Consider the following 26,495-nt stretch of genomic DNA (forward strand, 5'->3'; position numbering starts at 1 on the left):
CTATAAACACCTCTGCCGATGCTGTAAAGCATCATTTTGTTCAACTGCCTTAAAAACAAACAAATCTGTGTTATTCGTCTGAATTTCAGGCAGTTTGCACAGAAATTCGGCGTCAAATACGCCCTTTGACTCAATGTTTTATGATGTACATATCTTTGGTGTAGTAATACCCCAGCTTATCCGACGTAAATCCGCCGACCCATGGCTTCACTAAATGCGTGCGCACGTAGTGATAAACCGGGATTGCTGGTACGTCCTGAGCCAGCATGTCCTCCGCTTGCTGATAGAACTTACCGCGATCGGCCGTATCTGACGCCTTCGCCGCATCGTGCAGCGCTTTATCATAGGCCGGATTACTGTACTGGCTGGTGTTTTCGCTGTCGCCGGTACGGAAGTTGTTCAGGAACGAGGCAGCATCGTCGTAATCAGCGATCCAGGCATAGCGCACGGCATCAAAATTGTGCGTGTGCATGGTATCCAGCATGGTCTTCCACTCCTGGTTCTGTAGCTTCGCTTCAACACCGAGGTTTTTCTTCCACATCGAACTGGCAGCGATAGCAATGCGCTGATGCGTCTCTGAGGTGTTGTATAACAGGTTGAAGACCAATGGATGCTGCTCATTAAAACCAGCCTCATTGAGCAGTTTCTTCGCCTCGGCAATCCGTTTTTCGCGCGGCCAACTGGCGTAATCCGGGTTTTTCAGCGTCACGCCGCCAATATCGGGCTGGCTAATCAGCCATGCCGGGCGCTGGCCCTGCCCCATCACTTTGTCAGCGATAATGTCCTTATCCAGGCCCATATTCAGCGCCAGACGTACCCTGGGATCGTTGAACGGCGGTTTGGTAGTATTGAGTTCGTAATAGTAGGTCGCCAACTGAGGAGAAACGTTAAGCTGGGAACCCATGGTCTTCTTCAACAGCGCAAACTGGTTCACCGGCACTGTATAGACGATATCAATCTCGCCGGCTTTATAGCGGTTAACCTCCGCCGCTTCAGAGGTAATCGGCAGATAGGTCACTTTGTTAATGACCGTATGTTCGTTATCCCAGTATTTAGGATTACGTTCCGCCACGATGCGTTCGTTGACCACCCATTTCGACAGCGTGTAGGGACCACTGGTGACGATATGCTCCGGTTTGGTCCACTTCTCGCCAAAACGCCCCACCAGCACCTTATCGATCGGGACTAATGATGGGTGGGCGAGCATCGCGAGGAAGGCGGCGTTAGGTTGGCTTAATGTCACCTGCAGCGTGCTATCGTCCAGCGCTTTGACGCCGAGCGTGTCCGGCTGCTGCTTCCCTTCGGCAATCTCACGGGCGTTCACAATGTGCATATTGCCCGGATAGCTGGCGTAGGGCGAGGCGGTCGCAGGCGATACCAGGCGCTCCCAGCTCCAGACAATATCCTGCGCGGTAATCGCCGTGCCATCGGACCAGGTGATCCCCGGACGCAGATGGAAGGTCCAGACGAGGTTATCTTTATTCTCCCACTTCAGCGCCAGTCGCGGCTGAATTTCCCCTTTCGGCGAAACGCTGACCAGGCCTTCGAACAGATCGCTGATGATATTAAACTCCACATCGCTTTCGACCTTATGCGGGTCAAGCGAAGCGGGTTCATTACCGTTATTTCTGACCAGCTCCTGTTTCTCCGCAAGTATGGTGCCTTGTGGAACCTGTGCGGCTGTCGCAGAAGCCGCGGCGCCGAGTAAACCCAAAATCAGTAATGCGTGTGTGATGCAGTTATATTGTTGTAGTTTCATTTCCCTTGCCTTTTACGCGTCGTTGGTACCCTTTCCACACTTAGTCGCTGACTGGCATTAAGGCAATATTTTTCAGTAACCTATAAGATTCAGATCTGCTTTCTGATGTCGAACACATCAACATACTGTCTAATGTAAATTTGTTAGAATAAAATTCTGCGCCGCTGCACTGAGATCTAAGTAAAGATGGGTAAAAGCATTATGGCTTTCAGCCCACTTTTTTTATGCTTCATAACTAATTACATCTGTCATAAGAGAGTGACTCATGGATCGTATCATTACATCGTCGCGTGACCGTTCATCGCTGCTCAGTACGCACAAAGTTCTGCGTAACACCTATTTTCTGCTCAGCCTGACGTTGGCGTTTTCGGCAATTACCGCCACCGCCAGCACCGTACTGATGCTGCCGTCTCCGGGGCTAATTCTGACCCTGGTTGGCATGTACGGTCTGATGTTCCTGACCTACAAACTGGCGAACAAGCCCAGCGGCATTCTGGCGGCCTTCGCCTTCACCGGCTTCCTCGGTTATATTCTTGGGCCAATGCTCAACGCTTATCTGTCCGCGGGCATGGGCGACCTGATCGGCCTGGCGCTGGGCGGTACCGCGCTGGTCTTCTTCTGCTGTTCGGCCTACGTGCTGACAACGCGCAAAGATATGTCCTTCCTCGGCGGCATGCTGATGGCGGGCGTGGTAGTGGTGCTGATTGGTATGGTGGCGAACATCTTCCTGCAACTGCCGGCTCTGCACCTGGCGATTAGCGCGGTGTTTATCCTGATCTCTTCCGGTGCGATTTTGTTTGAAACCAGCAACATCATTCGCGGCGGCGAGACCAACTACATTCGCGCCACCGTAAGCCTGTATGTTTCGCTGTACAACATCTTCGTCAGCCTGCTGAGCATTCTCGGCTTCGCCAGCAGAGACTAACCTCTCTCCCGCTGTTCCCAAGGCCTCGCTTATGCGGGGCCTTATTTTTTGCTACACTGCGCCCAGTTTCCACGGTATATGAAGAATCATGTTTATCTTTGAAGGCAATGAAATAGAGACCGATAGCGAAGGCTATCTGAAAGAGCCCCCCCAGTGGAGCGAAGCGATGGCGGAAGTTATCGCCGCCCAGGAAGGTATTAGCCTGTCTGTCGAACATTGGGAAGTCGTGCGCTTTGTGCGCGATTTTTATCTGGAATTCAACACCTCCCCGGCGATCCGCATGCTGGTGAAGGCGATGGCGAATAAGTTCGGTGAAGAAAAAGGCAACAGTCGTTATCTATACCGTTTATTCCCCAAAGGCCCGGCCAAGCAGGCGACGAAAATCGCCGGTCTGCCGAAGCCAGTGAAGTGTATTTAATAGAGAATGGCGAATTTTTGCCACTCTCTGGTAGGTTGATGGGGTTCGGTCAGTACCCTATCAACCCGTGCGCTACGCGGCCCGCCAGCTTTTAACCAGGCAATCAGTTGCTCCACCTGTTCCGCTTCTCCACAGGCCAGCACTTCCACGCTGCCGTCATCAAGATTTCGCGCATAGCCCGTCACCCCCAGCTGTAGCGCTTCTCGCTGCGTCGAGTAGCGGAACCCTACGCCCTGAACGACACCATGCACCCACGCCATCGTACATACCTTCGCCATCATTGCCCCCTTTAGTGCGCTATCCTTATGCAGAGAATAGCAAATTCTCCCCGGCATACCCGCTTTTGCCGATAACCAAAACATCTGTCTGGCGGGTGGGGAATGGTGCTTGCCCTGACCAGTTATGCTACTCTACGCGCCATTTTTCGGTGCCGACACTCCGTCGTTTAAAGGTAGCCCCATGACAGATTCCATTATCCCCCGCTTAGTATTAGCCAAAGGACGCGAGAAATCTCTGCTGCGTCGCCATCCGTGGATTTTCTCCGGCGCCGTCGCCCGGATGGAAGGTAAAGCTCGCTCCGGCGAGACGATTGATATTGTTGATTCACAGGGGAAATGGCTCGCCCGCGGCGCGTATTCGCCTTCTTCGCAAATCCGTGCCCGTGTCTGGAGCTTCGATCGCAACGAAACCATCGACAACGCCTTTTTCGAACGCCGCCTGCAGCAGGCGCAAACCTGGCGCGAATGGCTGGCGACCCGCGACGGCCTCGACAGCTATCGTTTAATCGCCGGGGAATCCGACGGCCTGCCGGGCGTGACCATCGACCGCTTTGGCGACTTCTTCGTCCTGCAGCTGCTGAGCGCCGGTGCGGAATATCAGCGCACGGCGATTGTTAGCGCCCTGCAAACCCTGTTCCCGCAGTGCTCTATCTACGATCGCAGCGATGTGGCGGTGCGTAAAAAAGAGGGGCTGGATCTGGCGCAAGGTCCAGTGGTTGGCGAACTGCCTCCTGCCCTGTTGCCAATTACCGAGCACGGTATGCAGCTGCTGGTAGATATTCAAGGCGGTCACAAAACCGGTTACTACCTTGATCAGCGCGATAGCCGTCTGGCGACCCGCCGCTACGTAGCCGATAAGCGTGTCCTCAACTGCTTCTCGTACACCGGCGGCTTTGCGGTCTCCGCGCTGATGGGCGGTTGTCGCCAGGTCACCAGCGTCGATACCTCCCAGGAAGCGTTGGATGTAGCAAAGCAAAACGTTGAGCTGAACAAGCTGGACCTGTCAAAGGCTGAGTTCGTGCGCGACGACGTCTTCAAACTGCTGCGTAAATATCGCGATCAGGGAGAAAAGTTCGATGTGATCGTTATGGATCCGCCGAAATTCGTCGAAAACAAGAGCCAACTGATGGGCGCCTGCCGCGGCTATAAAGACATCAACATGCTGGCGATTCAGCTGCTGAACCCGGGCGGCGTTCTGCTGACCTTCTCCTGCTCCGGCCTGATGACTACCGATTTATTTCAGAAAATCATCGCCGATGCCGCAATTGACGCCGGGCGTGATGTACAATTTATAGAGCAGTTCCGTCAGGCTGCCGATCACCCGGTGATCGCAACCTACCCGGAAGGACTGTATCTGAAAGGGTTTGCCTGTCGCATCATGTAACTTGAAAAGCGGAACATCGCCCACACGTTACTCTCATGAATCAAACGCAAGTGAAAATGATGAGTAACGTGAACGTGGGCGCAAGCGTTTCCCGGGAGGTGACTATGATTGCCAGCAAATTTGGTATCGGCCAGCAGGTTCGCCATACGCTGTTAGGCTACCTCGGCGTGGTTGTCGATATCGATCCAGTGTATTCGCTTGACGAGCCCGCCGCAGATGAAATCGGCGCCAACGACGAACTGCGCGCGGCCCCCTGGTATCACGTAGTGATGGAAGATGAGGACGGCCAGCCGGTCCACACCTATCTCGCGGAAGCGCAACTCAGTAGCGAACCCAGCGATGAACACCCGGAACAGCCGTCAATGGACGAGCTGGCCCAAACCATTCGTAAGCAGCTGCAGGCGCCGCGGTTGCGTAATTAGCCCTTCTACGCCGCTCGGACGGGCGGCGTTTTTCCCCTACTCTTTATTTGCGCTCTTCGACCGTGGCGGCTAACGCCTGACAAATCACGCCGTTAAACTGCGGATCCCGCTGCTGAGCTCCCGACCACCGAATATTGGCTAAATTCATCTGCCGCGACTGGACCACGCTATTACGCGCCAGTTGATTAAAGAACGGCTGCAGCATTCCTCCCCCTTCGACGGCTTGCGCAACCAACACTGGCGAACCATCACTGTAGCGGAAATGCTGTGCCGCAGCGGGTAGCGCTATGTTGGCAAATTGATCCCCAGCGAAACTCGCCCAGTAGTTTGCTGCATCGTAACTACGGGAAAAATTACTTTCACAGGTCGGTAGCGCGACCAGCCGCCGGGTATTTTTTTCTGGCGCTTTAAAGCTATTTTCCATCCAGCGCGCCATTCCTTCCAGATACCATTTTTGTTTAAACACCGCGTAACCATACTGATAGAGATGGAAAAATTCATGGGCCGGAGTGACGTTACGAGCCGGTTCAAGCGCAGCATTCAGCACAAACTTCAAACCGCAGGGAAGTTGCGTGCCGTCGCTCATCGTTTCTGAGGCTACGCGATAGAAGGCCAGACCGTTACCTTTTGGCAGCGTCAGCACGTAAACGTTGATTTGTCGGGCCTGGGCATAAATCTTCTGCCGTAACGGGAAACGCAGGCCAAGCACGCTGGAGTAGAGATATTTGGCAGCCTGGAGCTGAACCGCGATATCCTTAATGCTGTCCGGCACGCCGCTGCCCGAACTATCGTACTGGAATTTAAGGGCATCACGCCCCTGTAGGCTATAAAAAATGTGGAAGTCATCTGCGACATATTCTTTTTCAAGAACGTGATTAAGTAATATCGATCCTTTGACGCAGCGGGATACCTGCACCATATCAGTAGCCGCTATTGACGGGAAACAAAACATCGCCAACCAACAAGTAGCTACCCATCTTGCCCATGGATTTATTCGCTGCATGGCACCGCCTCCCCCGATATTAACCCTCCCCTCGCTATCGTCGCCGGGAGGGTTACCGTCTTACACTACGCGTTGTTTGAGCGAAACCACGTTGAGCGCCTTATCGTCCTGCCTGTTTATCCGCTGTTCACTCTGCTGCAGCCAGTTCTCCCAGCGTCCGGCTATCGCGCTGGCGTAATAACGGCGCGCATTGCGGATGGCGGCTGCCTGCATCTCTTTTTGCAGCGCCTTATCGGAAATAACCTGCACCAGGGCCGATGCCAACGCCTCTTCGTCGCCGTAAGGCACCAGAATTCCGGCCTGACGATCCTGCAGGATATCGCGCGGCCCGTATTTAATCGCAAAACTGATTAACGGCGTGCCGTAGACCATAGCCTCGACGGCCGACAAGGATTGCCCCTCCTGATTTGAGCACAGTACCGTGCAGCAGGCACGCTTATGTACCGCAGCGATGTCAGAGGTAAAACCATTGATGGTGATGACGTCATCCATTCCCCATGCTTTCACCTGTTCGCTGAGATTGCGGCGCAGCGGCCCGACGCCGTAAGTCTGTAGCCGTGCGCCGGGGAGCTGCGCCGCCACTTTACGAAAAGCGTTAAACAGCATCATGTGCTGCTTCTCTTCGGAGTAACGCGCAAGGTAGATAACCGTTTCAGAAGGCTCCTTTTGCGGGTTTACCGGGATCTTGCCGTCATCCATATGATTAGGGATAACCGTCATACACTCGCCGGGGATCCCCTCTTGCTGCAGATCCTGCCATTGCTCATCGGTGAGAACAATTAAACGGTCCACCAGATCCGGCTGCTCCAGCAAATGACGGTATGAAGCCTTAACTTTCCCGTTAAGCAACTGATGGTGTGAATGGATAATAGCGCTCAATGTACAATCCATCCGCTGCGTCGGGCGAGAGCAGATGAAATCTTTCCAGGCTTTATTTTTATCGACGATAAAATGCCAGCGGCCATCGTCAGGCAACATCATTTCCAGCATCCACGAGAAGAACGCCTCCTGCTGGCTAAAGGATTTGACTTCGCCGCCTGGTAGCGCAACATCGATACGGGCTATTTGCAGATTCGCTTTCTTCTCGTCAAAATATTTACGCAACAGAACGCTGCCCGCGCTATCGACGTAATCTTCCACCAGCTGTCCTTGCGGACGCAGCTGATAGTTATTTTTGCCAACTGGCGCATCTGTCTTAGGCGCTACGGCCTGACGGAGTTCAACCTCACCTTTAAGCGCAGGCAGCGGAGCAATTTTCCCCGCCGCCAGACACTCGGCTAAAGCATCATAAAGATTATAAACCGGTACGGTTTCCGGCAGCGCCCCCCGCGCCTTCAGCCCTTTGACCGCGCCATGCAATTCCGGATTCCACACGGCGGTGATAAGCCAGGGCACGGTATGCAAATGCTCGACGAACAGTTTGGCGCGCCGGGTGGCGGCAACTTCAATGCCATTACCGACGTCACGCAGGTTTTCTAACAAAAAAACCGTCGTACCCTGCGGCGCTGATGGCGCGACAACCTGCGGCTCGGGGCGTTTGCTGGCTGCCTGATAATACTTTTGGTAGGCGATATATCCCGACAGATAGTGTTCAACATCATCAATGCGCACGCGATAGCTGTGGTGGCGAATAAAGAAGCTATTTACAATACGCGCCGGATTTTTAAAGAACATGGCCAGTTCCGGCCAAAAGAAACCATCCAACAGGTAGCGCGCTCGACACTCTAACGCCTGATAAAACTTATCTTTATCAAACCCCTCGAGGAGATGACGCTGCGTCGGCGAAGCATCAAGGCGGGCAATCATTTCCGCGGCCGCCATCATCAGTTCCAGCAGCGTCGGATAAGTTGTCACTCGTTGCAGCACAAAATCCAGATGACCGCGCACGTTATCCAGACCGAAGCGGAAATAGCGCTCTTGCGGACGAAAACGCGTCAATTCGTTAACGCAATAGCTCAGCCAGTGATCATGATGCTGCCAGTGTTCCTGTCGAATAAAGTAGTCAAACGCTTTCTCTACCATTTCCAGCCACTGCGGTGCCTGCGTCAGGCTATACAGACGCATCAATGCGAACGCCGCCTCGCCGTCGTAATAAATGATACGATGTTTGGCCTTTAATGAGAGATCGTTGCTGTTGAGGACATGAACAAATTCGCCACTCTGCGCATCCTGCATAAAGGCAATACCAGTGGCCAGCTGTTCCATTAATTCAATATACTGTCGGTCGCCCGTTGTTTCAGTGTATTTTACCAGCGCCAGAATACTGACCGCGTTGCCGCCTAGTTTTATTTCGTTTTCAACATCGCAAAGAAACGCTGCCTGTCGCCCATCGGCGAGAGTGCGAACGGAAATAAGATTGTTGACCAGGTAGCCAATCGCCCGATCAATCGCCTGACGGAGGTGCGGCTGTTTGGTCGCCTCCCATCCTTCTATCAGCGAATAGGTAGAGCTGGCGTGACGTAAGGCATTATAGGAACGTACCGGGCGGTCGAAGCAGGGGAACCATCCATAGTAATAAAGCCCATCTTTTTTTACCTGGCGGGCTAAATAATCGCTCCCCTTTTTAATCACATCCGTCAGACAGCTTTTTTGCCATTCATCGCCGATAACGCGGTAACCGGAGCTGCGGCCGCTATGCTCAATAAGCTTCGCGCCGCTACGGTCACAGAAGATCGAGCGAGTTTTGAAACGCCACAGTATCTGCTGCGGATCGCTCGGCCAGCTCAGACTTTGTTTAAAGCGCCGTTGACCGTAGTTCTCCAGATTGACACCATTCGGTGCCGCAACGCCATTATCTCCATCATACAGTAAGGCATTCGCTGCGATTTCTTGCTCGAGAATCGCCTGGTTAAATTGCGCATCAAAAGAAAGACCGAAGCGGAAATAATTGCGTTTGGTGATGCTAAGTTTCTTCTGTAAGTTTTCCCAACTTAATTTTTCAACGCTATCGACAATATCAATACGCAGCCACTGTGGCTCATTATCCTGTTTTTTACGCCACTCCTGCAGGGCTCTCGCGCCGGTAAGCCAGGCTTGATCGAAACTGGCGGCCGTTGCCACCTGAACATGCGCCCGCGCCTTGCTATCACTGACGCTAAAAAAGATGACCCACCCAGGATAATCAGCAGGCAGCGCGGTCGTTTTTAATGGTTTGCTCTGAAAACAAGCCTGTTGTAATAAATCGCTTAATGCCATTTCAAATCTCCATACATTGAAAATTTCACCAAACATGAAGCCAACTTGTGGGTATTACCTTTCTCTCAGTGCTTCCCTCGCGCGATTAAATGGTTTCACCAAATAATCCATAACCGTCTTCTCGCCGGTTTTAATATCAACCGTGGCGATCATCCCCGGGCCGATTAAAAAACGCTTGCCGCGTTTATTTTCCAGATAGTTGTGATCGGTACGGATGAACACCCGATAGTAATAAACCTCGGGTTTTGCCTCGTCCTGGATAGTGTCAGGGGAGATCGTCTCAACAACCCCGTTGAGCGCGCCATAGATGGCATAATCATAGGCAGTGATTTTCACTAGCGCCTTCTGATCGGGATGAATAAAAGCAATATCGCGCGGTGAAATACGCGCTTCAATTAATAGCCGGCCGTCGATCGGCACAATCTCCATCAGCTCGCCGTTCGGTGCGATAACGCCGCCAATAGTATTAACCTTAATATTTTTGACGATCCCCTGCACCGGTGAGCGCACAGTCAGGCGAGCAACGGAATCCGCCCGGCCTTTAATCACCTCGGCAAGGCTGGCGACGTCTGCATTGGCCTTCGATAACTGCTCGCGAGCATCAACGTAGTAGCGGGTATTAAGATCGATTTTTTTTAACTCAATATCGGCCGCCTGTTGACGCAGGCGCAGAACCTCCACGTTACTGGCAGCACCGGTTTTGGCCAGTTTTTCATTTATTGCCAGCTCGCTGTTCACCAGAGAGAGCGACTGTTCAAGCTGACGCATCGACTTCGTTAACTGATCCCGACGGCTATGATAGAGGCGGGTCTCCTCCGCCAGCAGCCCCGGCCAGGCTTTCAACGACGGCGGGAATACCAGTGGTTGATTATTAACCTCGGCAGTCAGGCGAATACTCGCCGCTAATGACGCACGATATTTCGCCTGACTCTCACCAACATTGGATTCGCTACGGGTGGGATCCAGACGCGCGACAATCTGTCCGGCCGCCACCCTGCTACCTTCGCGGACGTTAAGCTCGGTTAAAATCCCGCCGTCCAGCGTCTGTAGTACCTGCTCGCGCGAGCTGGGGATGACTTTCCCGGTCCCGGTAGAAACTTCATCAAGTGTGGCGAACCACGCCCACACGACAGTGGTCACTAACAGCACCGTCAGCAAAAGAATAAGGCGACGCGACTTAACCAGTTCGGCCTCATCCCGTTCGTTATCGGCTATTTCGGCAACCGGATCGGGGTCCTGCGCCAGCGGGAAAATCGCTTCAGCGGATTTATTCATATATTCACCACCTGACCACGCGCTTTTTCTTGCTCAAAGACCGTCGCCTTCGGTTTATCCAACGCCAGCTGTCCGTCCTGAATCACCAGAATGCGATCGACAATATTGAGTACCGCGGCTTTATGAGTGGCGATAATGAGCGTACGTTCGCCCACCCAATGTTCCAGTTGCTCGACAAAGGCTTTTTCGGTGCGTTCATCGAAAAATGAGGTTGGTTCATCCAGTAAAATAATATTAGGGTCACGCAGTAGCGATCGCGCCAGCAAAAGCGATTGTCGCTGCCCGCCGGAAAGGCCGATCCCCCCTTCCATCACCAAATGTTCAAGGCCCATCGGCAGTTTGCTGATGAACTCAAGCGCACCGCACAGTTCCAGTACGGCCACCAGCTCGTCATCGCTCGCCATCGGCCGTCCCATCGTCAGGTTTTCCCGCAGCGTCCCGTGGAACAGTCGGGCTTCCTGAGTCAGCAAAGTGGCGTTGCGGCGAATATCCGCCAAATCAATTTGCGGCAGTGAGAGATCGTCGAGGCGCAGCTCCCCTGCCGCCAACTCGACGTTACCCACCATCGCCTGCAACAATGTCGATTTACCGGCGCCAATCCGCCCGAGAATCGCGATTTTTTCCCCGGCCTTGATGGATAGCTGCTTAATACGCAGCGGCAGAGGTCCATTGTCCTTGCTGTAACGAAACTCGGCGTTGCGGAATTCATAATTACCGTGCAGGACGGCACGGTGGATCCGCGGTTCATCCTGCCCCCCCTCTACCGGCAGAGACATCAGATTATCGAGGCTCGCTTTTGCCACCTTCACCTGCTGCCAGCGCGCCAGAACACCACAGAGCGCCGTCATCGGCGCCACCATCCGACTTGATAGCATTGATGCCGCCACCATTGCGCCGGTAGTAATATCGCCATTAATGACCAACGGCGCACCGACTACGACTACCGTGGCATACAGCAGGTTCTGAATCGACATTCCCCAGCTCACCAGTCCGTGGGTAACTTTGCGGGTTTTCACCCCCGATTCGGCGGTAATGGCGACATAGCTATTCCACTGCTGCAGAAAGCGGCTTTCCGCCTGCATCATTTTGATATCCGGCAGGCCCTGAATGCTTTCCACCAAAATGGCGTTGCGTAGCGTACCTTCATGCTGATTTTTATTTGCCAATTCCGCTAATTTCTTCTGCAGTAAAAAACCCGGCAGCAGCATCAGGATTGTCGCTACCGGCGCGATCCAGCTCAACCACGGCGAGACAATAAACAGGACTATCTGGAAAAGTATGAAGAATGGTAGGTCGGCGATGACCGTCATCATTGTTGAGGTCATCATTTCCCGCACCTGCTCAAGCTCGCGCAACTGAGAAATAAAGCTACCTGTTGAGCGCGGAACCGCCGAATTTTTCAGCCGTAACGCGTGGCCAAATACGCGATCGGAAATACGAATGTCTCCCCGCTTGCCTAACAGGTCTGTGACGTGCCCACGAGTAATTTTGAGGACGAAGTTAAATACCGCGGCAATTAATACGCCGCTAAATAGTACGTATAAGGTGGGATAAGATTGCGCCGGGATCACCCGGTCATACACCTGCATAGAAAATAGAATGCCGGTCAGGGCCAGAATATTAATCGCCAACGACGCCAGCATAACGTGCATATATGGACGTAAATCTTTAAGGACGATTTTACGCAGCCAGTCCGGCTGGAATCCGGCAAGGTAACTTTCAGTACGAATGTCTTTTTCCGGCGACGCCGGGCGAAAAGCCACGGTATGTTCAATCTCATCCAGTAATGCGTCCAGCGGACACTGGCTAAGTAAAGTGAGCTCTTTAACAAATCGGATGCCGACCGAATTATTGAGATCGAAGCTTTCAATGATGCCAATCTGTCCATCTTTGAGTTGCACCACCAGCGGCAATCGCCATGCAGATATTCGCCGATCGTGGCCGTTGAGAAACTGGCAATGCAGCCCGGCGTGGCGGCAAAGATGTTTAAGCGCATCAGGCAGCGTTTTTTGCGTCGCCCATTCCGCCGCTGCATGTAGCGTCCCCGGAGAGTAACTCTGTCGGTAATGGCCGGCGACAAAAGCCATGGCGTTGGCCCAGTCCAGCAGATAGGGAATATCGCTGCGATGATGTTGTTCACTCATGGACGGATCTCCACACCCTGAATACTTTGATTATCCAGAGCAAAGACGGTGCGCATTTTTCCAGTACTGAACAGGCAGTCCAGCTCCAGAGTTCGCAACTGCGCCTCGGTGAGTACCTGACTGAATTGCGCCTGATAGATTTCCTGATCGACGTTAAGCAGATCCAGCAGCGGGCGCGTGCCCAACTGTAAATATTGATCCTGATAGAGTGCGCGGGTTTGCTCGCCAAGCTGCTGCTGGCGTCGCTGGATGCCGATTGATTGCTTGAGGTTTAGCGCTTCATCGCGCGAAGCGCTCAATTTCTGGCTGGCATCAAGCTGCGCGTTTCTGATCCCGGCATTGGCTGCGGATAAAATTTGCTGCGCCGCCTCGCGGGAAGCTGTTAATGCCCCGCCTTGGTAGATTGGCATTTCCACTTTTACCCACGCCGAATATTGCGTTTTATTTAATACGGCGCTGTTGGCGTAATTATCGTTAAGATAATGCGTAACCTGAGGTTCAAGAGAGATGGTCGGCAACATTTGCGCGGTGGCATTATCCAGCTGCGCCTGTGCCTGCGTGGCTTGCGCTAAAGCGGCTAGTACCGCAGGCACGGTACGATAGTCGATTTTACTTACGGCGCAGGCTGCGTCCATGTCCTGCGGGACGCTATCGGTGACAGACGTAATGCTACCGAGACCAAGGTAGGTCGCCAGGGTGGCTTTCCAGCGTTCAAGTGCCGCCTGATACTGGATCAGCGTCGCTTGCGCCCCCTCAACGCGGGTATCCGTTTGCACCACATCAGAAAGCGAGGTCGCCCCTGCGTCGTTACGCTGGCGGATCAAATCGCCAATCTGCTTGAGCGAATCCACCTGGGACTGAGCGATTTTCACCAGCTTTTGGTAACCCTGCATCTGCACTACTGCGCTGGCGGTATCATGCGCGACCTGGTCGATATTAAGCATAACCGTCGCTTGCTGTTGAGCTACGGCGGCATCCGCCGCTCTGACCGAGCTTGAGACTTTGCCAAAGTCGTAGAGCATTTGCGAAACGGAAACGACTAGCGATGGGGAATATCCGGAGTCAGAGTATGAATTACTATAACCATTATTCATACCTGCACTGACCTGCGGATAATATTTGGCTTTCGCCACATCTACGCGTTGCACCTGTTCTTGCAATTTACTCACCTGTTGAGTAATCGCGGGATGCCAGTTGACTGCCGATTTTACCGCGCTGCCAATATCCAACGGGCCAGAAAGATGGCTTTGGGGATTGATTAACTCCTCAGAATATCCAATGACCTGTTGGCTATCGTTTAATCTCTGCGTGCTAATGTTGGTTGGCGGAAATGAAAAATCTTCCGCATTAGCCGTAAATATCACGCTTAATGACAGGAAAATAGTGCTGTACCTGTAAACGCTGGCAATCCTTTGTTGTTGAAATAGACGCATAAAATTACCCTTCAGAAAGCACACTGAAAATATGGATATACTCTTTCCGCATCATTCTTTTTATTTAACGATTGCCCGTCTTTTCCGGGTTTGTTTTTTGTTTTACCTCCGATACATACAGCCATGACGGCGGCACCTCCCTGTACCGCCATTTGCATGGACCGATTTAGTGCGAGTTATTGGTATCAATCAGCTCATCGAGCGAATTGATATGAACCCCCTGCAACGTGATTAGCGTTGCTGGCTGATGGGCCGTTCCACCAGAACCATCGCGGTCGATAGACACCACAGTATTGCCACCGACATAACTCAGAGTGATGTAGTTACCCAGCGTATCGCTGGAGCCATTCCAACCGACCAACAGCGCGGAGACATCGATATGATCTCCTTGGGCAACCGAGAAGTCGCTCCAGGTATCGCTGCCGTTGCCTCCAGTGTTGTCATCCGCCAACAGGTTGTAAATCACCGTATCGGCGCCGGCCCCTAAGCTGAAAGTATCATCGTAAGCGGTACTGTGAACGCTATCGTCATTGACGCTGCCAATAACCTGCGGATGCAGATCGATAGTCAGATGTGCCGTGGACGAGACATTATTGCTGTCATTCACTGAGTACGTGAAGGTCTCCTTATCGATAATAGTCGAAACATCCAGACCTGCTTTCAGCGTATAGATGTATGCCCCGGAGCTGCTCATCGTCAGCAAACCATACTCACCGTAAATCACCGGGTTAGTGACGGTGCTGCCATTACTGGTGGTAATACTGCCATCCGAGTGGAAGGTCCAGATATCAGACGCTCCACCGGCGGTATGGCCACTGACGCTAAAGGACGAGTACAGCAAGCCATGCGTATCACTCACACCTCCTGAGTTGGCCCCCGTCTGAATATTCCCGGTAACGCTACCTCCCGTGGTGTAGTGAGTTGTCGTGTCATAGGTCGTACTCGATGTTGTCGCCGTTACCGAATACTTGGCATTCAGTAGTGAGGTCGACGCTGCCGTAGACGACACGCTCCATTGATAATTACCCGATGCTAACGAGAGACCGCTCAGGGTGTAGCTATTGGAGCCCGTTGCCGTGATCCCTATCGCCGTCAACATGATTGATGATAACGAATCATGCCAGACATCTACTTTCGTTCCATCCGCCAGCACCTGGTACAGCGTTACCGTTCCACTCATCGTCACCGTGGCTGCAAGACCCGTAGACGCAGTGTAGTTAAGATTGAACGTGATGCTATCCATCTCATGCCCTGCATCGACGGTGAAATTCACCGTTTTCAGAGCGTTAGTGCCACTGGAGGATGGCGTACCACCGGTAATGTTCAGATCTGTTGTGGAAACCGGCGTCACATCGACGGTGTGAAGTTGAGTCACCGCGTTCAGCGCCACCACATCATCCACCGCAACCGATGGTGGAGTCGTTACCGTCACATTCAGCGTAGCGGTCGCTGTCGCGTGATGACTATCAGTAATCGTGTAAGTAAAGACATCAGTCTTACCGATATCCGCCTGTTTACCGAAGCCCTGATAGGTATAAGTCCCGTCAGAATGAATCGTCAGCTTACCGTAAGCACCGGAGATCGTAACGCCTGCCTCCGTGACCTCCATCGGTGTCGCACCGGTCAGCGAACTGGAGACAACCTGAGTTACGGTAATCCCGTCACCGGTATCGGCGACATCACCCGCGCCGTCCGACTCCAGCACATTGCCTTGCGCGCTGGCCGCCGAATAATCCGTCGATGCCGTTACCGTCGCCTGTACAACGGAGAGCAGGTTCAAATCGGCCAGGGTACTAACCGCCGAGGCAAAGGCCCCCGAACTTGATGGTGAAGACACCACGACCGCGTAATCCCCTTCCGGCAGACCGGTAAAGGTCGCACTACCGGCGTATACCAGGTTAAGCAGTAAGAGCGACGGTGTTAGTGTGATGGCATCCGGTATAATCTGCATCACCTGTCCTGTCGCGATATCAATCACCGACAGATCCGCATGTATTGCTGTTTGGCCTCCCAGCAACAGATCGACCAACGAAGTCGCCGCCTGCAGATTGAGTATCGTTGTTCCTGTAATACCAATCGTTAGATCTTCTGTTGTCCCCTCATTAACCTTGAAGTGCATACCGTTACCGGACAGCAGGGACAGATCTATCGCATTCGCGAGCGATACCCCCGCGAGTTGCCCTGCTGCTCCAGCTACACCCTTCAGAGCATCGTGTGTCACCAGGACGGAAGACAAATTAGTGTCGTCGTTGGCCTCCAGGACAATATCAGAATCCGAATCACTATCAGCATCGCTGTCGGAGTCGGAATCGCTGTCCGAATCCGAGTCACTGTCGGAGTCCGAGTCGCTGTCCGAATCCGAGTCACTGTCAGAGTCAGAGTCGCTGTCCGAATCCGAGTCGCTATCGGAGTCAGAGTCGCTGTCCGAATCCGAGTCGCTGTCAGAGTCGGAATCGCTGTCAGAGTCCGAGTCGCTGTCAGAGTCGGAATCGCTGTCAGAGTCCGAGTCGCTGTCAGAGTCGGAATCGCTGTCCGAATCCGAATCGCTATCAGAGTCAGAGTCGCTGTCCGAATCCGAGTCGCTGTCGGAGTCGGAATCGCTGTCCGAATCCGAGTCGCTGTCGGAGTCCGAATCACTGTCCGAATCCGAGTCGCTGTCAGAATCCGAGTCGCTGTCACTATCCGAGTCGCTGTCCGAATCCGAGTCACTATCAGAGTCAGAGTCGCTATCCGAATCCGAATCGCTGTCGGAATCCGAGTCGCTGTCGGAATCCGAGTCGCTGTCCGAATCCGAGTCGCTGTCGGAGTCCGAGTCGCTGTCGGAATCGGAGTCGCTGTCAGAATCCGAGTCACTGTCAGAATCCGAATCGCTGTCGGAATCCGAGTCGCTGTCCGAATCCGAGTCACTGTCAGAGTCAGAGTCGCTGTCCGAATCCGAGTCGCTATCAGAGTCAGAGTCGCTGTCAGAGTCGGAATCGCTGTCCGAATCCGAGTCGCTATCAGAGTCAGAGTCGCTGTCTGAATCCGAGTCGCTGTCAGAGTCGGAATCGCTGTCGGAGTCGGAATCGCTGTCCGAATCCGAGTCGCTGTCCGAATCCGAGTCGCTGTCCGAATCCGAGTCGCTGTCAGAGTCAGAGTCGCTGTCCGCATCAGCATCCGATTCACCAATATCACTTCCTGCCACGATATTTATCGTCAGCGTAGCCGTCGCCGTATGGCCATTCTCATCAATTATCGTGTAGGTAAAGACATCCTCCTTCCCAATCGAGTTCACATCACCGGTCGCCTTGTAGGTATAGCTACCATCTGCGTGGATCGTCAGCTGCCCGTAGAGACCATTAATCACGGTGCCGGCTTCCGTCACATCGGATGGTGTTGTCTGTACGCTGGATGCAATTTTGCTTACCGTAATGCCATCACCGGTATCGGCGACATCTCCTCCCGCATCGGCATTCAACACGTTACCGGCAACCGCGGTCGAGGTATATTCCGTGGAATCTGTAATTGTGGCATGCGCTACAGTCAGCAGATTTGCAGATGCCAGTTGATCAATTACCGCAGCCAGGCCGCCAGAAGCCTGCGGCGAGGAAATCACTATCGCGTAGTTCCCTGCCGGGAGGTCGCTAAAGGTGGCGCTACCCGAGTAGACCAGATTGAGCAAGGCCAGAGACGGCGTCAAGTTCACGGCATCCGGTATAATTTGCACCACCTTGCCAGTGTCGATATCCACTATCGACAGGTCGGCCGTAATAGATGAGGCCCCACCGATCAGTTGCCCCAACAACGCCAGCACTGCCTGGACACTCAGCAACGTTGAACCCGTGATATCGACCGTCACATCCTCAGTCGACCCTTTACCAACCGAGAATTTAGTCGAATTCGCCGTCAGCAAGGATACGTCAACCGTATCAAGCAAGGTGACGCCAAGCAGCTGGCTCGCCGTACCGGTGGTGTTATTCAGATTGTCCTCTACAGTATCGATAGCCGCCGTATGGGTATCATCATTTGCCTGTGGTTCGCTGTCGGAGTCCGAGTCGCTGTCCGAATCCGAATCACTGTCAGAGTCGGAGTCGCTGTCCGAATCCGAATCGCTGTCGGAATCCGAGTCGCTGTCCGAATCCGAGTCGCTGTCGGAATCGGAGTCGCTGTCCGAATCCGAGTCGCTGTCAGAGTCCGAATCGCTGTCAGAATCCGAGTCACTGTCAGAGTCAGAATCGCTGTCGGAGTCGGAGTCACTGTCGGAGTCCGAGTCGCTGTCAGAGTCGGAATCGGAGTCACTGTCAGAGTCCGAATCACTGTCGGAATCCGAGTCGCTGTCAGAGTCCGAGTCGCTGTCAGCATCCGAGTCGCTGTCAGAATCGGAGTCGCTGTCCGAATCGGAGTCACTGTCAGAATCCGAATCGCTGTCAGAGTCCGAGTCGCTGTCAGAGTCAGAGTCGCTGTCCGAATCCGAGTCGCTGTCTGAGTCCGAGTCACTGTCAGAATCCGAATCGCTGTCGGAATCGGAGTCGCTGTCCGAATCCGAGTCGCTGTCTGAGTCCGAATCGCTGTCTGAGTCCGAATCGCTGTCTGAGTCCGAGTCGCTGTCAGCATCCGAATCGCTGTCAGAATCCGAATCGCTGTCAGAATCCGAATCGCTGTCCGAATCCGAGTCACTGTCAGAGTCCGAATCACTGTCAGAATCGGAGTCACTGTCAGAGTCGGAATCGCTGTCAGAATCGGAATCGCTGTCAGAGTCCGAGTCACTGTCGGAGTCCGAGTCGCTGTCGGAGTCCGAGTCGCTGTCCGAATCCGAGTCACTGTCAGCATCCGAGTCACTGTCAGAATCGGAGTCACTGTCAGAGTCCGAGTCGCTGTCACTATCCGAATCACTGTCGGAATCAGAATCGCTGTCGGAGTCCGAGTCGCTGTCAGAATCGGAGTCACTGTCAGAATCGGAGTCACTGTCCGAATCCGAGTCGCTGTCCGAGTCCGAGTCGCTGTCAGAGTCCGAGTCACTGTCGGAATCGGAGTCACTGTCAGAGTCCGAATCGCTGTCCGAATCCGAGTCACTGTCGGAGTCCGAGTCGCTGTCAGAATCGGAATCGCTGTCGGAATCCGAGTCACTGTCGGAGTCGGAGTCGGAATCACTGTCAGAGTCCGAGTCGCTGTCAGAGTCCGAGTCACTGTCGGAATCGGAGTCACTGTCAGAGTCCGAATCGCTGTCCGAATCCGAATCACTGTCGGAGTCCGAGTCGCTGTCAGCATCCGAGTCGCTGTCAGCATCGGAATCACTGTCGCTATCAGAGTCCGAGTCGCTGTCGGAATCCGAGTCACTGTCGGAGTCGGAGTCGCTGTCAGAGTCCGAATCGCTGTCAGAGTCAGAGTCGCTGTCACTATCCGAATCACTGTCAGAGTCAGAATCGCTGTCAGAATCCGAGTCGCTGTCAGAGTCCGAATCACTGTCGGAGTCCGAGTCGCTGTCAGAATCGGAATCGCTGTCAGAATCCGAGTCGCTGTCAGCATCGGAATCACTGTCGCTATCAGAGTCAGAGTCGCTGTCACTATCCGAATCACTGTCAGAGTCAGAATCGCTGTCAGAATCCGAGTCGCTGTCAGAGTCCGAGTCGCTGTCGGAGTCGGAATCACTGTCAGAGTCCGAGTCGCTGTCAGAGTCCGAGTCACTGTCGGAATCGGAGTCACTGTCAGAGTCCGAATCGCTGTCCGAATCCGAATCGCTGTCCGAATCCGAATCGCTGTCCGAATCCGAATCGCTGTCCGAATCCGAATCACTGTCGGAGTCCGAGTCGCTGTCAGAATCGGAATCGCTGTCAGAATCCGAGTCGCTGTCAGCATCGGAATCACTGTCGCTATCAGAGTCAGAGTCGCTGTCGGAATCCGAGTCACTGTCGGAGTCGGAGTCGCTGTCAGAGTCAGAATCGCTGTCAGCATCCGAGTCGCTGTCAGCATCGGAATCACTGTCGCTATCAGAGTCCGAGTCGCTGTCGGAGTCGGAGTCGCTGTCAGAGTCCGAATCGCTGTCAGAGTCAGAGTCGCTGTCCGAATCCGAGTCACTGTCAGAGTCCGAGTCGCTGTCAGAATCCGAGTCGCTGTCAGAATCCGAGTCGCTGTCCGAGTCCGAGTCGCTGTCGGAATCAGAATCACTGTCCGAATCCGAGTCACTGTCAGAATCCGAGTCGCTGTCCGAATCCGAGTCACTGTCACTATCCGAATCAGAGTCGCTGTCAGAGTCCGAGTCGCTGTCAGAGTCCGAGTCGCTGTCGGAGTCCGAATCGCTGTCAGAATCCGAGTCACTGTCAGCATCGGAGTCACTGTCAGAGTCCGAGTCGCTGTCGGAGTCCGAGTCGCTGTCAGCATCCGAATCACTGTCAGAATCGGAGTCACTGTCAGAATCGGAGTCACTGTCAGAATCGGAGTCACTGTCAGAATCGGAGTCACTGTCCGAATCGGAGTCACTGTCCGAATCCGAGTCGCTGTCACTATCCGAATCAGAGTCGCTGTCAGAGTCCGAGTCGCTGTCAGAGTCAGAATCGCTGTCCGAATCCGAATCACTGTCAGAATCGGAGTCACTGTCAGAATCGGAGTCACTGTCAGAATCGGAGTCACTGTCGGAATCAGAATCGCTGTCGGAGTCCGAGTCGCTGTCAGAATCGGAGTCACTGTCAGAATCGGAGTCACTGTCACTATCCGAATCAGAGTCGCTGTCAGAGTCCGAGTCGCTGTCAGAGTCCGAGTCACTGTCGGAATCGGAGTCACTGTCAGAGTCCGAATCGCTGTCCGAATCCGAGTCACTGTCGGAGTCCGAGTCGCTGTCAGAATCGGAATCGCTGTCGGAATCCGAGTCACTGTCGGAGTCGGAGTCGCTGTCAGAGTCCGAATCGCTGTCAGAGTCAGAGTCGCTGTCGGAGTCGGAATCACTGTCAGAGTCCGAGTCGCTGTCAGAGTCCGAGTCACTGTCGGAATCGGAGTCACTGTCAGAGTCCGAATCGCTGTCCGAATCCGAATCACTGTCGGAGTCCGAGTCGCTGTCAGAATCGGAATCGCTGTCAGAATCCGAGTCGCTGTCAGCATCGGAATCACTGTCGCTATCAGAGTCAGAGTCGCTGTCACTATCCGAATCACTGTCAGAGTCAGAATCGCTGTCAGAATCCGAGTCGCTGTCAGAGTCCGAGTCGCTGTCAGCATCGGAATCACTGTCGCTATCAGAGTCAGAGTCGCTGTCGGAATCCGAGTCACTGTCGGAGTCGGAGTCGCTGTCAGAGTCCGAATCGCTGTCAGAGTCAGAGTCGCTGTCACTATCCGAATCACTGTCAGAGTCAGAATCGCTGTCAGAGTCCGAATCACTGTCGGAGTCCGAGTCGCTGTCAGAATCGGAATCGCTGTCAGAATCCGAGTCGCTGTCAGCATCGGAATCACTGTCGCTATCAGAGTCAGAGTCGCTGTCACTATCCGAATCACTGTCAGAGTCAGAATCGCTGTCAGAATCCGAGTCGCTGTCAGAGTCCGAGTCGCTGTCGGAGTCGGAATCACTGTCAGAGTCCGAGTCGCTGTCAGAGTCCGAGTCACTGTCGGAATCGGAGTCACTGTCAGAGTCCGAATCGCTGTCCGAATCCGAATCGCTGTCCGAATCCGAATCACTGTCGGAGTCCGAGTCGCTGTCAGAATCGGAATCGCTGTCAGAATCCGAGTCGCTGTCAGCATCGGAATCACTGTCGCTATCAGAGTCAGAGTCGCTGTCGGAATCCGAGTCACTGTCGGAGTCGGAGTCGCTGTCAGAATCCGAGTCGCTGTCAGCATCGGAATCACTGTCGCTATCAGAGTCCGAGTCGCTGTCGGAGTCGGAGTCGCTGTCAGAGTCCGAATCGCTGTCAGAGTCAGAGTCGCTGTCCGAATCCGAGTCACTGTCAGAGTCCGAGTCGCTGTCCGAGTCCGAGTCGCTGTCGGAATCAGAATCACTGTCCGAATCCGAGTCACTGTCAGAATCCGAGTCGCTGTCCGAATCCGAGTCACTGTCACTATCCGAATCAGAGTCGCTGTCAGAGTCCGAGTCGCTGTCAGAGTCCGAGTCGCTGTCGGAGTCCGAATCGCTGTCAGAATCCGAGTCACTGTCAGCATCGGAGTCACTGTCGGAATCGGAGTCACTGTCGGAGTCCGAGTCACTGTCTGAATCGGAGTCACTGTCGGAGTCCGAGTCGCTGTCAGAGTCCGAATCACTGTCAGAGTCCGAGTCGCTGTCGGAGTCCGAATCGCTGTCAGAATCCGAGTCACTGTCAGCATCGGAGTCACTGTCGGAATCGGAGTCACTGTCGGAGTCCGAGTCGCTGTCAGCATCCGAATCACTGTCAGAGTCGGAGTCACTGTCAGAATCGGAGTCACTGTCAGAATCGGAGTCACTGTCAGAATCGGAGTCACTGTCAGAATCGGAGTCACTGTCCGAATCCGAGTCGCTGTCACTATCCGAATCAGAGTCGCTGTCAGAGTCCGAGTCGCTGTCAGAATCCGAGTCGCTGTCCGAATCCGAGTCACTGTCAGAATCCGAGTCACTGTCAGAGTCCGAATCGCTGTCCGAGTCGGAATCGCTGTCAGAGTCCGAGTCACTGTCTGAATCGGAGTCACTGTCGGAGTCCGAGTCGCTGTCAGAGTCCGAATCACTGTCAGAGTCCGAGTCGCTGTCGGAGTCCGAATCGCTGTCAGAATCCGAGTCACTGTCAGCATCGGAGTCACTGTCGGAATCGGAGTCACTGTCCGAATCGGAGTCACTGTCCGAATCCGAGTCGCTGTCACTATCCGAATCAGAGTCGCTGTCAGAGTCCGAGTCGCTGTCAGAGTCAGAATCGCTGTCCGAATCCGAGTCACTGTCAGAATCCGAGTCACTGTCAGAGTCCGAATCGCTGTCCGAGTCGGAATCGCTGTCAGAGTCCGAGTCACTGTCTGAATCGGAGTCACTGTCGGAGTCCGAGTCGCTGTCAGAGTCCGAATCACTGTCAGAGTCCGAGTCGCTGTCGGAGTCCGAATCGCTGTCAGAATCCGAGTCACTGTCAGCATCGGAGTCACTGTCGGAATCGGAGTCACTGTCGGAGTCCGAGTCGCTGTCGGAATCCGAGTCACTGTCCGAGTCCGAGTCGCTGTCCGAATCCGAGTCGCTGTCACTATCCGAGTCACTGTCGGAGTCGGAGTCACTGTCAGCATCGGAGTCAGAGTCGCTGTCACTATCCGAATCGCTGTCGGAGTCCGAGTCGCTGTCACTATCCGAGTCACTGTCCGAGTCCGAATCGCTGTCCGAATCCGAATCGCTGTCAGAGTCCGAGTCGCTGTCAGAGTCCGAGTCGCTGTCACTATCCGAGTCGCTGTCGGAGTCCGAGTCGCTGTCAGAGTCAGAGTCGCTGTCCGAATCCGAGTCGCTGTCAGAGTCCGAGTCGCTGTCACTATCCGAGTCACTGTCAGAATCGGAGTCGCTGTCAGAATCCGAGTCGCTGTCAGAATCCGAGTCGCTGTCGGAATCCGAGTCGCTGTCAGAATCGGAGTCGCTGTCGGAATCAGAATCGCTGTCGGAGTCGGAGTCGCTGTCAGAATCGGAGTCACTGTCGGAATCGGAGTCGCTGTCAGAGTCCGAATCACTGTCGGAGTCCGAATCGCTGTCGGAGTCGCTGTCCGAATCGGAGTCGCTATCAGCATCGGAGTCACTATCCGAATCCGAGTCACTGTCCGAGTCCGAATCGCTGTCGGAGTCACCTTCATGTTCGTGGCCGCCAAGATCAGAGTCGCTGTCGGAATCCGAATCACTGTCCGCATCAGAGTCGGTATCATCGTTATGAGAATGTGACGAATGATCTTTATCGGATGATCCCGCGATCATGGCCCCTACGCCAAGCAATGCCGCTCCCGCCATGACCCATGGAGCAATACTGCCACCGGAGCTTCCAGCGGCTAAAAGTCCGGAAATATCGCCAATTAGCGAATAATGCGCATCGCTGGTTCCTGCCCCCTCAAGCCACCATAACGCACCATTGTCATCATCCTGCAGAACTAAATCGCTATGGTGTCCGTTAGCATCATTAACAAAAAAATTTTTAAGCGTGACAGTACTACCGTCATTTATTTTCAGAACAAGATCATTACCTTGCCTGGCGAAGGAATTAATATCCTCCCGTCTAATATGCAATACCACTACTGACTGCGTGTTTAAGTTAACTTGGTTACCATCAATGGTGTATTTCACACCGGTATCTTTTGCTGTCACATTTATATTTTTCATCAGGAAGTACCCTTGAGATGAAGACGCAGCCAGAGGTATGAGATAATTCTTAATTATGCTCCTTATTAGATACACCAGAAGCTACAGCCCCGCAAGGATGTAACAAAACAAGAATGAAACACGCCGAAATACAAATATCGCGTTGATTATAAAAACAAAATATTAAAAAAATAACATTTCGACATGATGTTATTTTTCATGCCAACTTTTCCCCCTATATTTAGCAGCTAAGATGAAAAAATTATGCTTTCCGGTTTAGCCATATCTTTTTGTGTCACCTTTATCGAACTCCAAAAAAAACCGTGACACAAATCACGTAATATGATCATTTAAAATATATACTTTTTTTAGAGATTAAATTTTTTCAATATATTAATGACCACATTTTAAATGAGCCTTAATAATAAAAAATGCCCAGCCATAGTCGTTTTTTTATTATTCCAAGGTCTCCTATCCATTCATGCAAAACAAAAACATGATTTTTATTATGGTTATTAAGCACCAATTAAACCGTATAACAATTGACGAAACGTTTCGTTTGTCTGAATAAATGAATCGTTGCTGGTCGTCAGTTACGGGCTATAAAAAACCCGCGGCTGCGCTGAGAACGCCCCCACAAATCAACGCTAATAAACCAGCACCATACTTCGGTAGATTCTGGCAAGACGGTTAAGAACAGCGTCCGGCGTTGTTCGCTGTTAAAATTAGCGGAGAGTGGGAGGGTAAGAGAGGCACCACGGATTAGGGCTATGGCGGCATCAAGTAGCGCCGCCTGACGGTAGCGGTGAAAGGGCTTTAAGGCTTCGCGGAAAAGTTCTAACCTAATAAACGAACGGGCATAGAGGTGATCTCCCTGCATTGTTATCACAACCAGTAGATCACAAAACTCTATGCCCGTCTTTTTTACCAGCTCATTACTGGGGATCCCTCAGCGCTGCTGCGGGGTTTTTACATTACTTCGCCAGGCCGAGTCGCGGAATCTCAATCGCCGGACAGCGATCCATCACCACATTGAGCCCGGCTTCACGCGCCATGACCGCAGCCTGCTCATTAATGACGCCAAGCTGCATCCATAGCGTTTTCGCGCCAATGGCGACCGCTTCCTGAGCAACCCCCCACGCGGCTTCAGAGTTGCGAAAAACATCGACCATGTCAATTTTCTCCGGCACCTCGGCGAGGGTGGCATAGCCTTGCTGACCCAGCAGTGTTTTACCTGCCACCTTCGGCGACACCGGAATGACGTGGTAGCCTTGATCAAGCAAATATTTCATCACCCGATAGCTTGGGCGGTCAGGTTTGTCGCTGGCGCCTACCAGCGCAATCGTCCGTGTCGAGGTCAGAATGCCTGCGATATCGTTTTCTTTCATCTTAATCCTCCCGCTATTTAGCCCTAGTGTAAGCTAATCCGCGTCAACCAGCCATCTAGCCTAACTCACAGATACGGCAAAAATTTTCGCCGTGACGCTTGCAGCGTCAGTCACTTCCAGTAATCTGTTTGCAAGTTAATTTAAGTGGAACCCGATTATGGAACTGACAACACGTACATTACCCGCGCGCAAACACATCGCGCTGGTGGCCCACGATCACTGCAAAGATCTACTGATGAAATGGGTGGAGCGTCATCAATCGCTGCTGGCCCAGCACCAACTGTATGCGACCGGAACCACCGGTAACATGGTCTCCCGCACTACCGGGTTGGAAGTGAAAGCCATGTTAAGTGGCCCAATGGGTGGCGATCAGCAGGTTGGCGCGTTGATTTCGGAAGGGAAAATTGATGTACTGATCTTCTTCTGGGATCCGCTGAATGCGGTACCTCACGATCCTGACGTAAAAGCGCTCCTGCGCCTGGCGACAGTGTGGAATATCCCGGTTGCCACGAATGCCGCAACGGCGGACTTTATTATTCAGTCCCCGGATTTCAACCAGGCTATCGATATTCTGATCCCTGACTACCCACGCTATCTTGCCGAACGCCTGAAGTAATGGTCTCGGCGGCCTAATGGC

Annotated in this window: 14 protein-coding genes; 5 read left to right on the forward strand and 9 right to left on the reverse strand. The window is 53.2% G+C overall.

All coding sequences use genetic code 11. From position 1 onward, the window contains the following. Window positions 1-130: 130 nt before the first annotated feature. Window positions 131-1,759: an ABC transporter substrate-binding protein gene (locus PYR66_15130; protein ID WEF26646.1), complete on the reverse strand. Its 1,629-nt coding sequence runs from the start codon at window positions 1,757-1,759 to the stop codon at window positions 131-133. A 265-nt stretch (window positions 1,760-2,024) separates the two neighbouring features. Between PYR66_15130 and yccA the strand changes: the two genes are divergently transcribed. Together yccA and tusE are read left to right on the forward strand one after the other, a co-directional pair. Beyond that, window positions 2,025-2,684 carry an FtsH protease modulator YccA gene (gene yccA, locus PYR66_15135; GenBank protein WEF26647.1) on the forward strand — a complete coding sequence of 220 codons (660 nt, stop codon included), beginning with the start codon at window positions 2,025-2,027 and terminating at the stop codon, window positions 2,682-2,684. Window positions 2,685-2,772: 88 nt separating this feature from the next. Next, window positions 2,773-3,102 carry a sulfurtransferase TusE gene (gene tusE / locus PYR66_15140; protein WEF26648.1) on the forward strand — a complete coding sequence of 110 codons (330 nt, stop codon included), beginning with the start codon at window positions 2,773-2,775 and terminating at the stop codon, window positions 3,100-3,102. Here the strand turns inward: tusE and yccX are convergent. Next, on the reverse strand, window positions 3,099-3,380 hold the full coding sequence (gene yccX / locus PYR66_15145; protein ID WEF30468.1) for an acylphosphatase: 282 nt from the start codon (window positions 3,378-3,380) through the stop codon (window positions 3,099-3,101). The genes tusE and yccX overlap by 4 nt on opposite strands. Before the next feature lie 193 nt (window positions 3,381-3,573). On the opposite strand from yccX, the gene rlmI reads away from it, so the two are divergent. After that, on the forward strand, window positions 3,574-4,764 hold the full coding sequence (rlmI, locus tag PYR66_15150) for a 23S rRNA (cytosine(1962)-C(5))-methyltransferase RlmI (protein WEF30469.1): 1,191 nt from the start codon (window positions 3,574-3,576) through the stop codon (window positions 4,762-4,764). Between the two features lie 104 nt (window positions 4,765-4,868). After that, complete coding sequence (gene hspQ, locus PYR66_15155) at window positions 4,869-5,186, forward strand: heat shock protein HspQ (GenBank protein WEF26649.1); 318 nt, start codon at window positions 4,869-4,871, stop codon at window positions 5,184-5,186. Window positions 5,187-5,229: 43 nt separating this feature from the next. Here the strand turns inward: hspQ and PYR66_15160 are convergent, their stop codons facing one another. The 7 genes from PYR66_15160 to PYR66_15190 form a co-directional block, all read right to left on the reverse strand. After that, window positions 5,230-6,105, reverse strand: coding sequence for a peptidase (locus PYR66_15160; GenBank protein WEF26650.1), 876 nt, complete (start codon window positions 6,103-6,105; stop codon window positions 5,230-5,232). Window positions 6,106-6,249: 144 nt separating this feature from the next. Then, a complete protein-coding gene (locus PYR66_15165) occupies window positions 6,250-9,384 on the reverse strand; it encodes a glycosyltransferase (GenBank protein WEF26651.1) in 3,135 nt (1,044 codons plus the stop codon). 54 nt (window positions 9,385-9,438) lie between these two features. Beyond that, complete coding sequence (locus PYR66_15170) at window positions 9,439-10,659, reverse strand: HlyD family type I secretion periplasmic adaptor subunit (protein WEF26652.1); 1,221 nt, start codon at window positions 10,657-10,659, stop codon at window positions 9,439-9,441. Beyond that, window positions 10,656-12,803: a type I secretion system permease/ATPase gene (locus tag PYR66_15175; protein WEF26653.1), complete on the reverse strand. Its 2,148-nt coding sequence runs from the start codon at window positions 12,801-12,803 to the stop codon at window positions 10,656-10,658. The genes PYR66_15170 and PYR66_15175 overlap by 4 nt, the downstream gene beginning before the upstream one ends. Next, the gene (locus PYR66_15180; protein WEF26654.1) at window positions 12,800-14,236 is read right to left on the reverse strand and encodes a TolC family outer membrane protein; all 1,437 of its coding nucleotides are present in this window, start codon (window positions 14,234-14,236) and stop codon (window positions 12,800-12,802) included. The genes PYR66_15175 and PYR66_15180 overlap by 4 nt, the downstream gene beginning before the upstream one ends. A 166-nt stretch (window positions 14,237-14,402) precedes the next feature. Then, window positions 14,403-24,491 (reverse strand): BapA prefix-like domain-containing protein, encoded by a 10,089-nt coding sequence (locus PYR66_15185; GenBank protein WEF30470.1) that lies wholly within the window; start codon window positions 24,489-24,491, stop codon window positions 14,403-14,405. A 953-nt stretch (window positions 24,492-25,444) separates the two neighbouring features. Beyond that, window positions 25,445-25,858 (reverse strand): CoA-binding protein, encoded by a 414-nt coding sequence (locus PYR66_15190; GenBank protein WEF26655.1) that lies wholly within the window; start codon window positions 25,856-25,858, stop codon window positions 25,445-25,447. A 157-nt stretch (window positions 25,859-26,015) separates the two neighbouring features. On the opposite strand from PYR66_15190, the gene mgsA reads away from it, so the two are divergent. Then, window positions 26,016-26,474 carry a methylglyoxal synthase gene (mgsA, locus tag PYR66_15195; GenBank protein ID WEF26656.1) on the forward strand — a complete coding sequence of 153 codons (459 nt, stop codon included), beginning with the start codon at window positions 26,016-26,018 and terminating at the stop codon, window positions 26,472-26,474. Window positions 26,475-26,495 lie beyond the last annotated feature (21 nt).

The organism is Klebsiella aerogenes, assembly GCA_029027985.1.
Lineage (GTDB): Bacteria > Pseudomonadota > Gammaproteobacteria > Enterobacterales > Enterobacteriaceae > Klebsiella > Klebsiella aerogenes_A.

What these genes read in the sequence shown, in the direction of transcription:
- yccA (WEF26647.1), top strand. Translation starts at nt 2,025, where the DNA reads ATGGATCGTATCATTACATCGTCGCGTGACCGTTCATCGCTGCTCAGT.
- PYR66_15160 (WEF26650.1), bottom strand. Translation starts at nt 6,105, where the DNA reads ATGGTGCAGGTATCCCGCTGCGTCAAAGGATCGATATTACTTAATCAC.
- yccX (WEF30468.1), bottom strand. Translation starts at nt 3,380, where the DNA reads ATGGCGAAGGTATGTACGATGGCGTGGGTGCATGGTGTCGTTCAGGGC.
- hspQ (WEF26649.1), top strand. Translation starts at nt 4,869, where the DNA reads ATGATTGCCAGCAAATTTGGTATCGGCCAGCAGGTTCGCCATACGCTG.
- PYR66_15165 (WEF26651.1), bottom strand. Translation starts at nt 9,384, where the DNA reads ATGGCATTAAGCGATTTATTACAACAGGCTTGTTTTCAGAGCAAACCA.
- PYR66_15170 (WEF26652.1), bottom strand. Translation starts at nt 10,659, where the DNA reads ATGAATAAATCCGCTGAAGCGATTTTCCCGCTGGCGCAGGACCCCGAT.
- PYR66_15185 (WEF30470.1), bottom strand. Translation starts at nt 24,491, where the DNA reads ATGAAAAATATAAATGTGACAGCAAAAGATACCGGTGTGAAATACACC.
- mgsA (WEF26656.1), top strand. Translation starts at nt 26,016, where the DNA reads ATGGAACTGACAACACGTACATTACCCGCGCGCAAACACATCGCGCTG.
- PYR66_15180 (WEF26654.1), bottom strand. Translation starts at nt 14,236, where the DNA reads ATGCGTCTATTTCAACAACAAAGGATTGCCAGCGTTTACAGGTACAGC.
- PYR66_15130 (WEF26646.1), bottom strand. Translation starts at nt 1,759, where the DNA reads ATGAAACTACAACAATATAACTGCATCACACACGCATTACTGATTTTG.
- PYR66_15190 (WEF26655.1), bottom strand. Translation starts at nt 25,858, where the DNA reads ATGAAAGAAAACGATATCGCAGGCATTCTGACCTCGACACGGACGATT.
- tusE (WEF26648.1), top strand. Translation starts at nt 2,773, where the DNA reads ATGTTTATCTTTGAAGGCAATGAAATAGAGACCGATAGCGAAGGCTAT.
- PYR66_15175 (WEF26653.1), bottom strand. Translation starts at nt 12,803, where the DNA reads ATGAGTGAACAACATCATCGCAGCGATATTCCCTATCTGCTGGACTGG.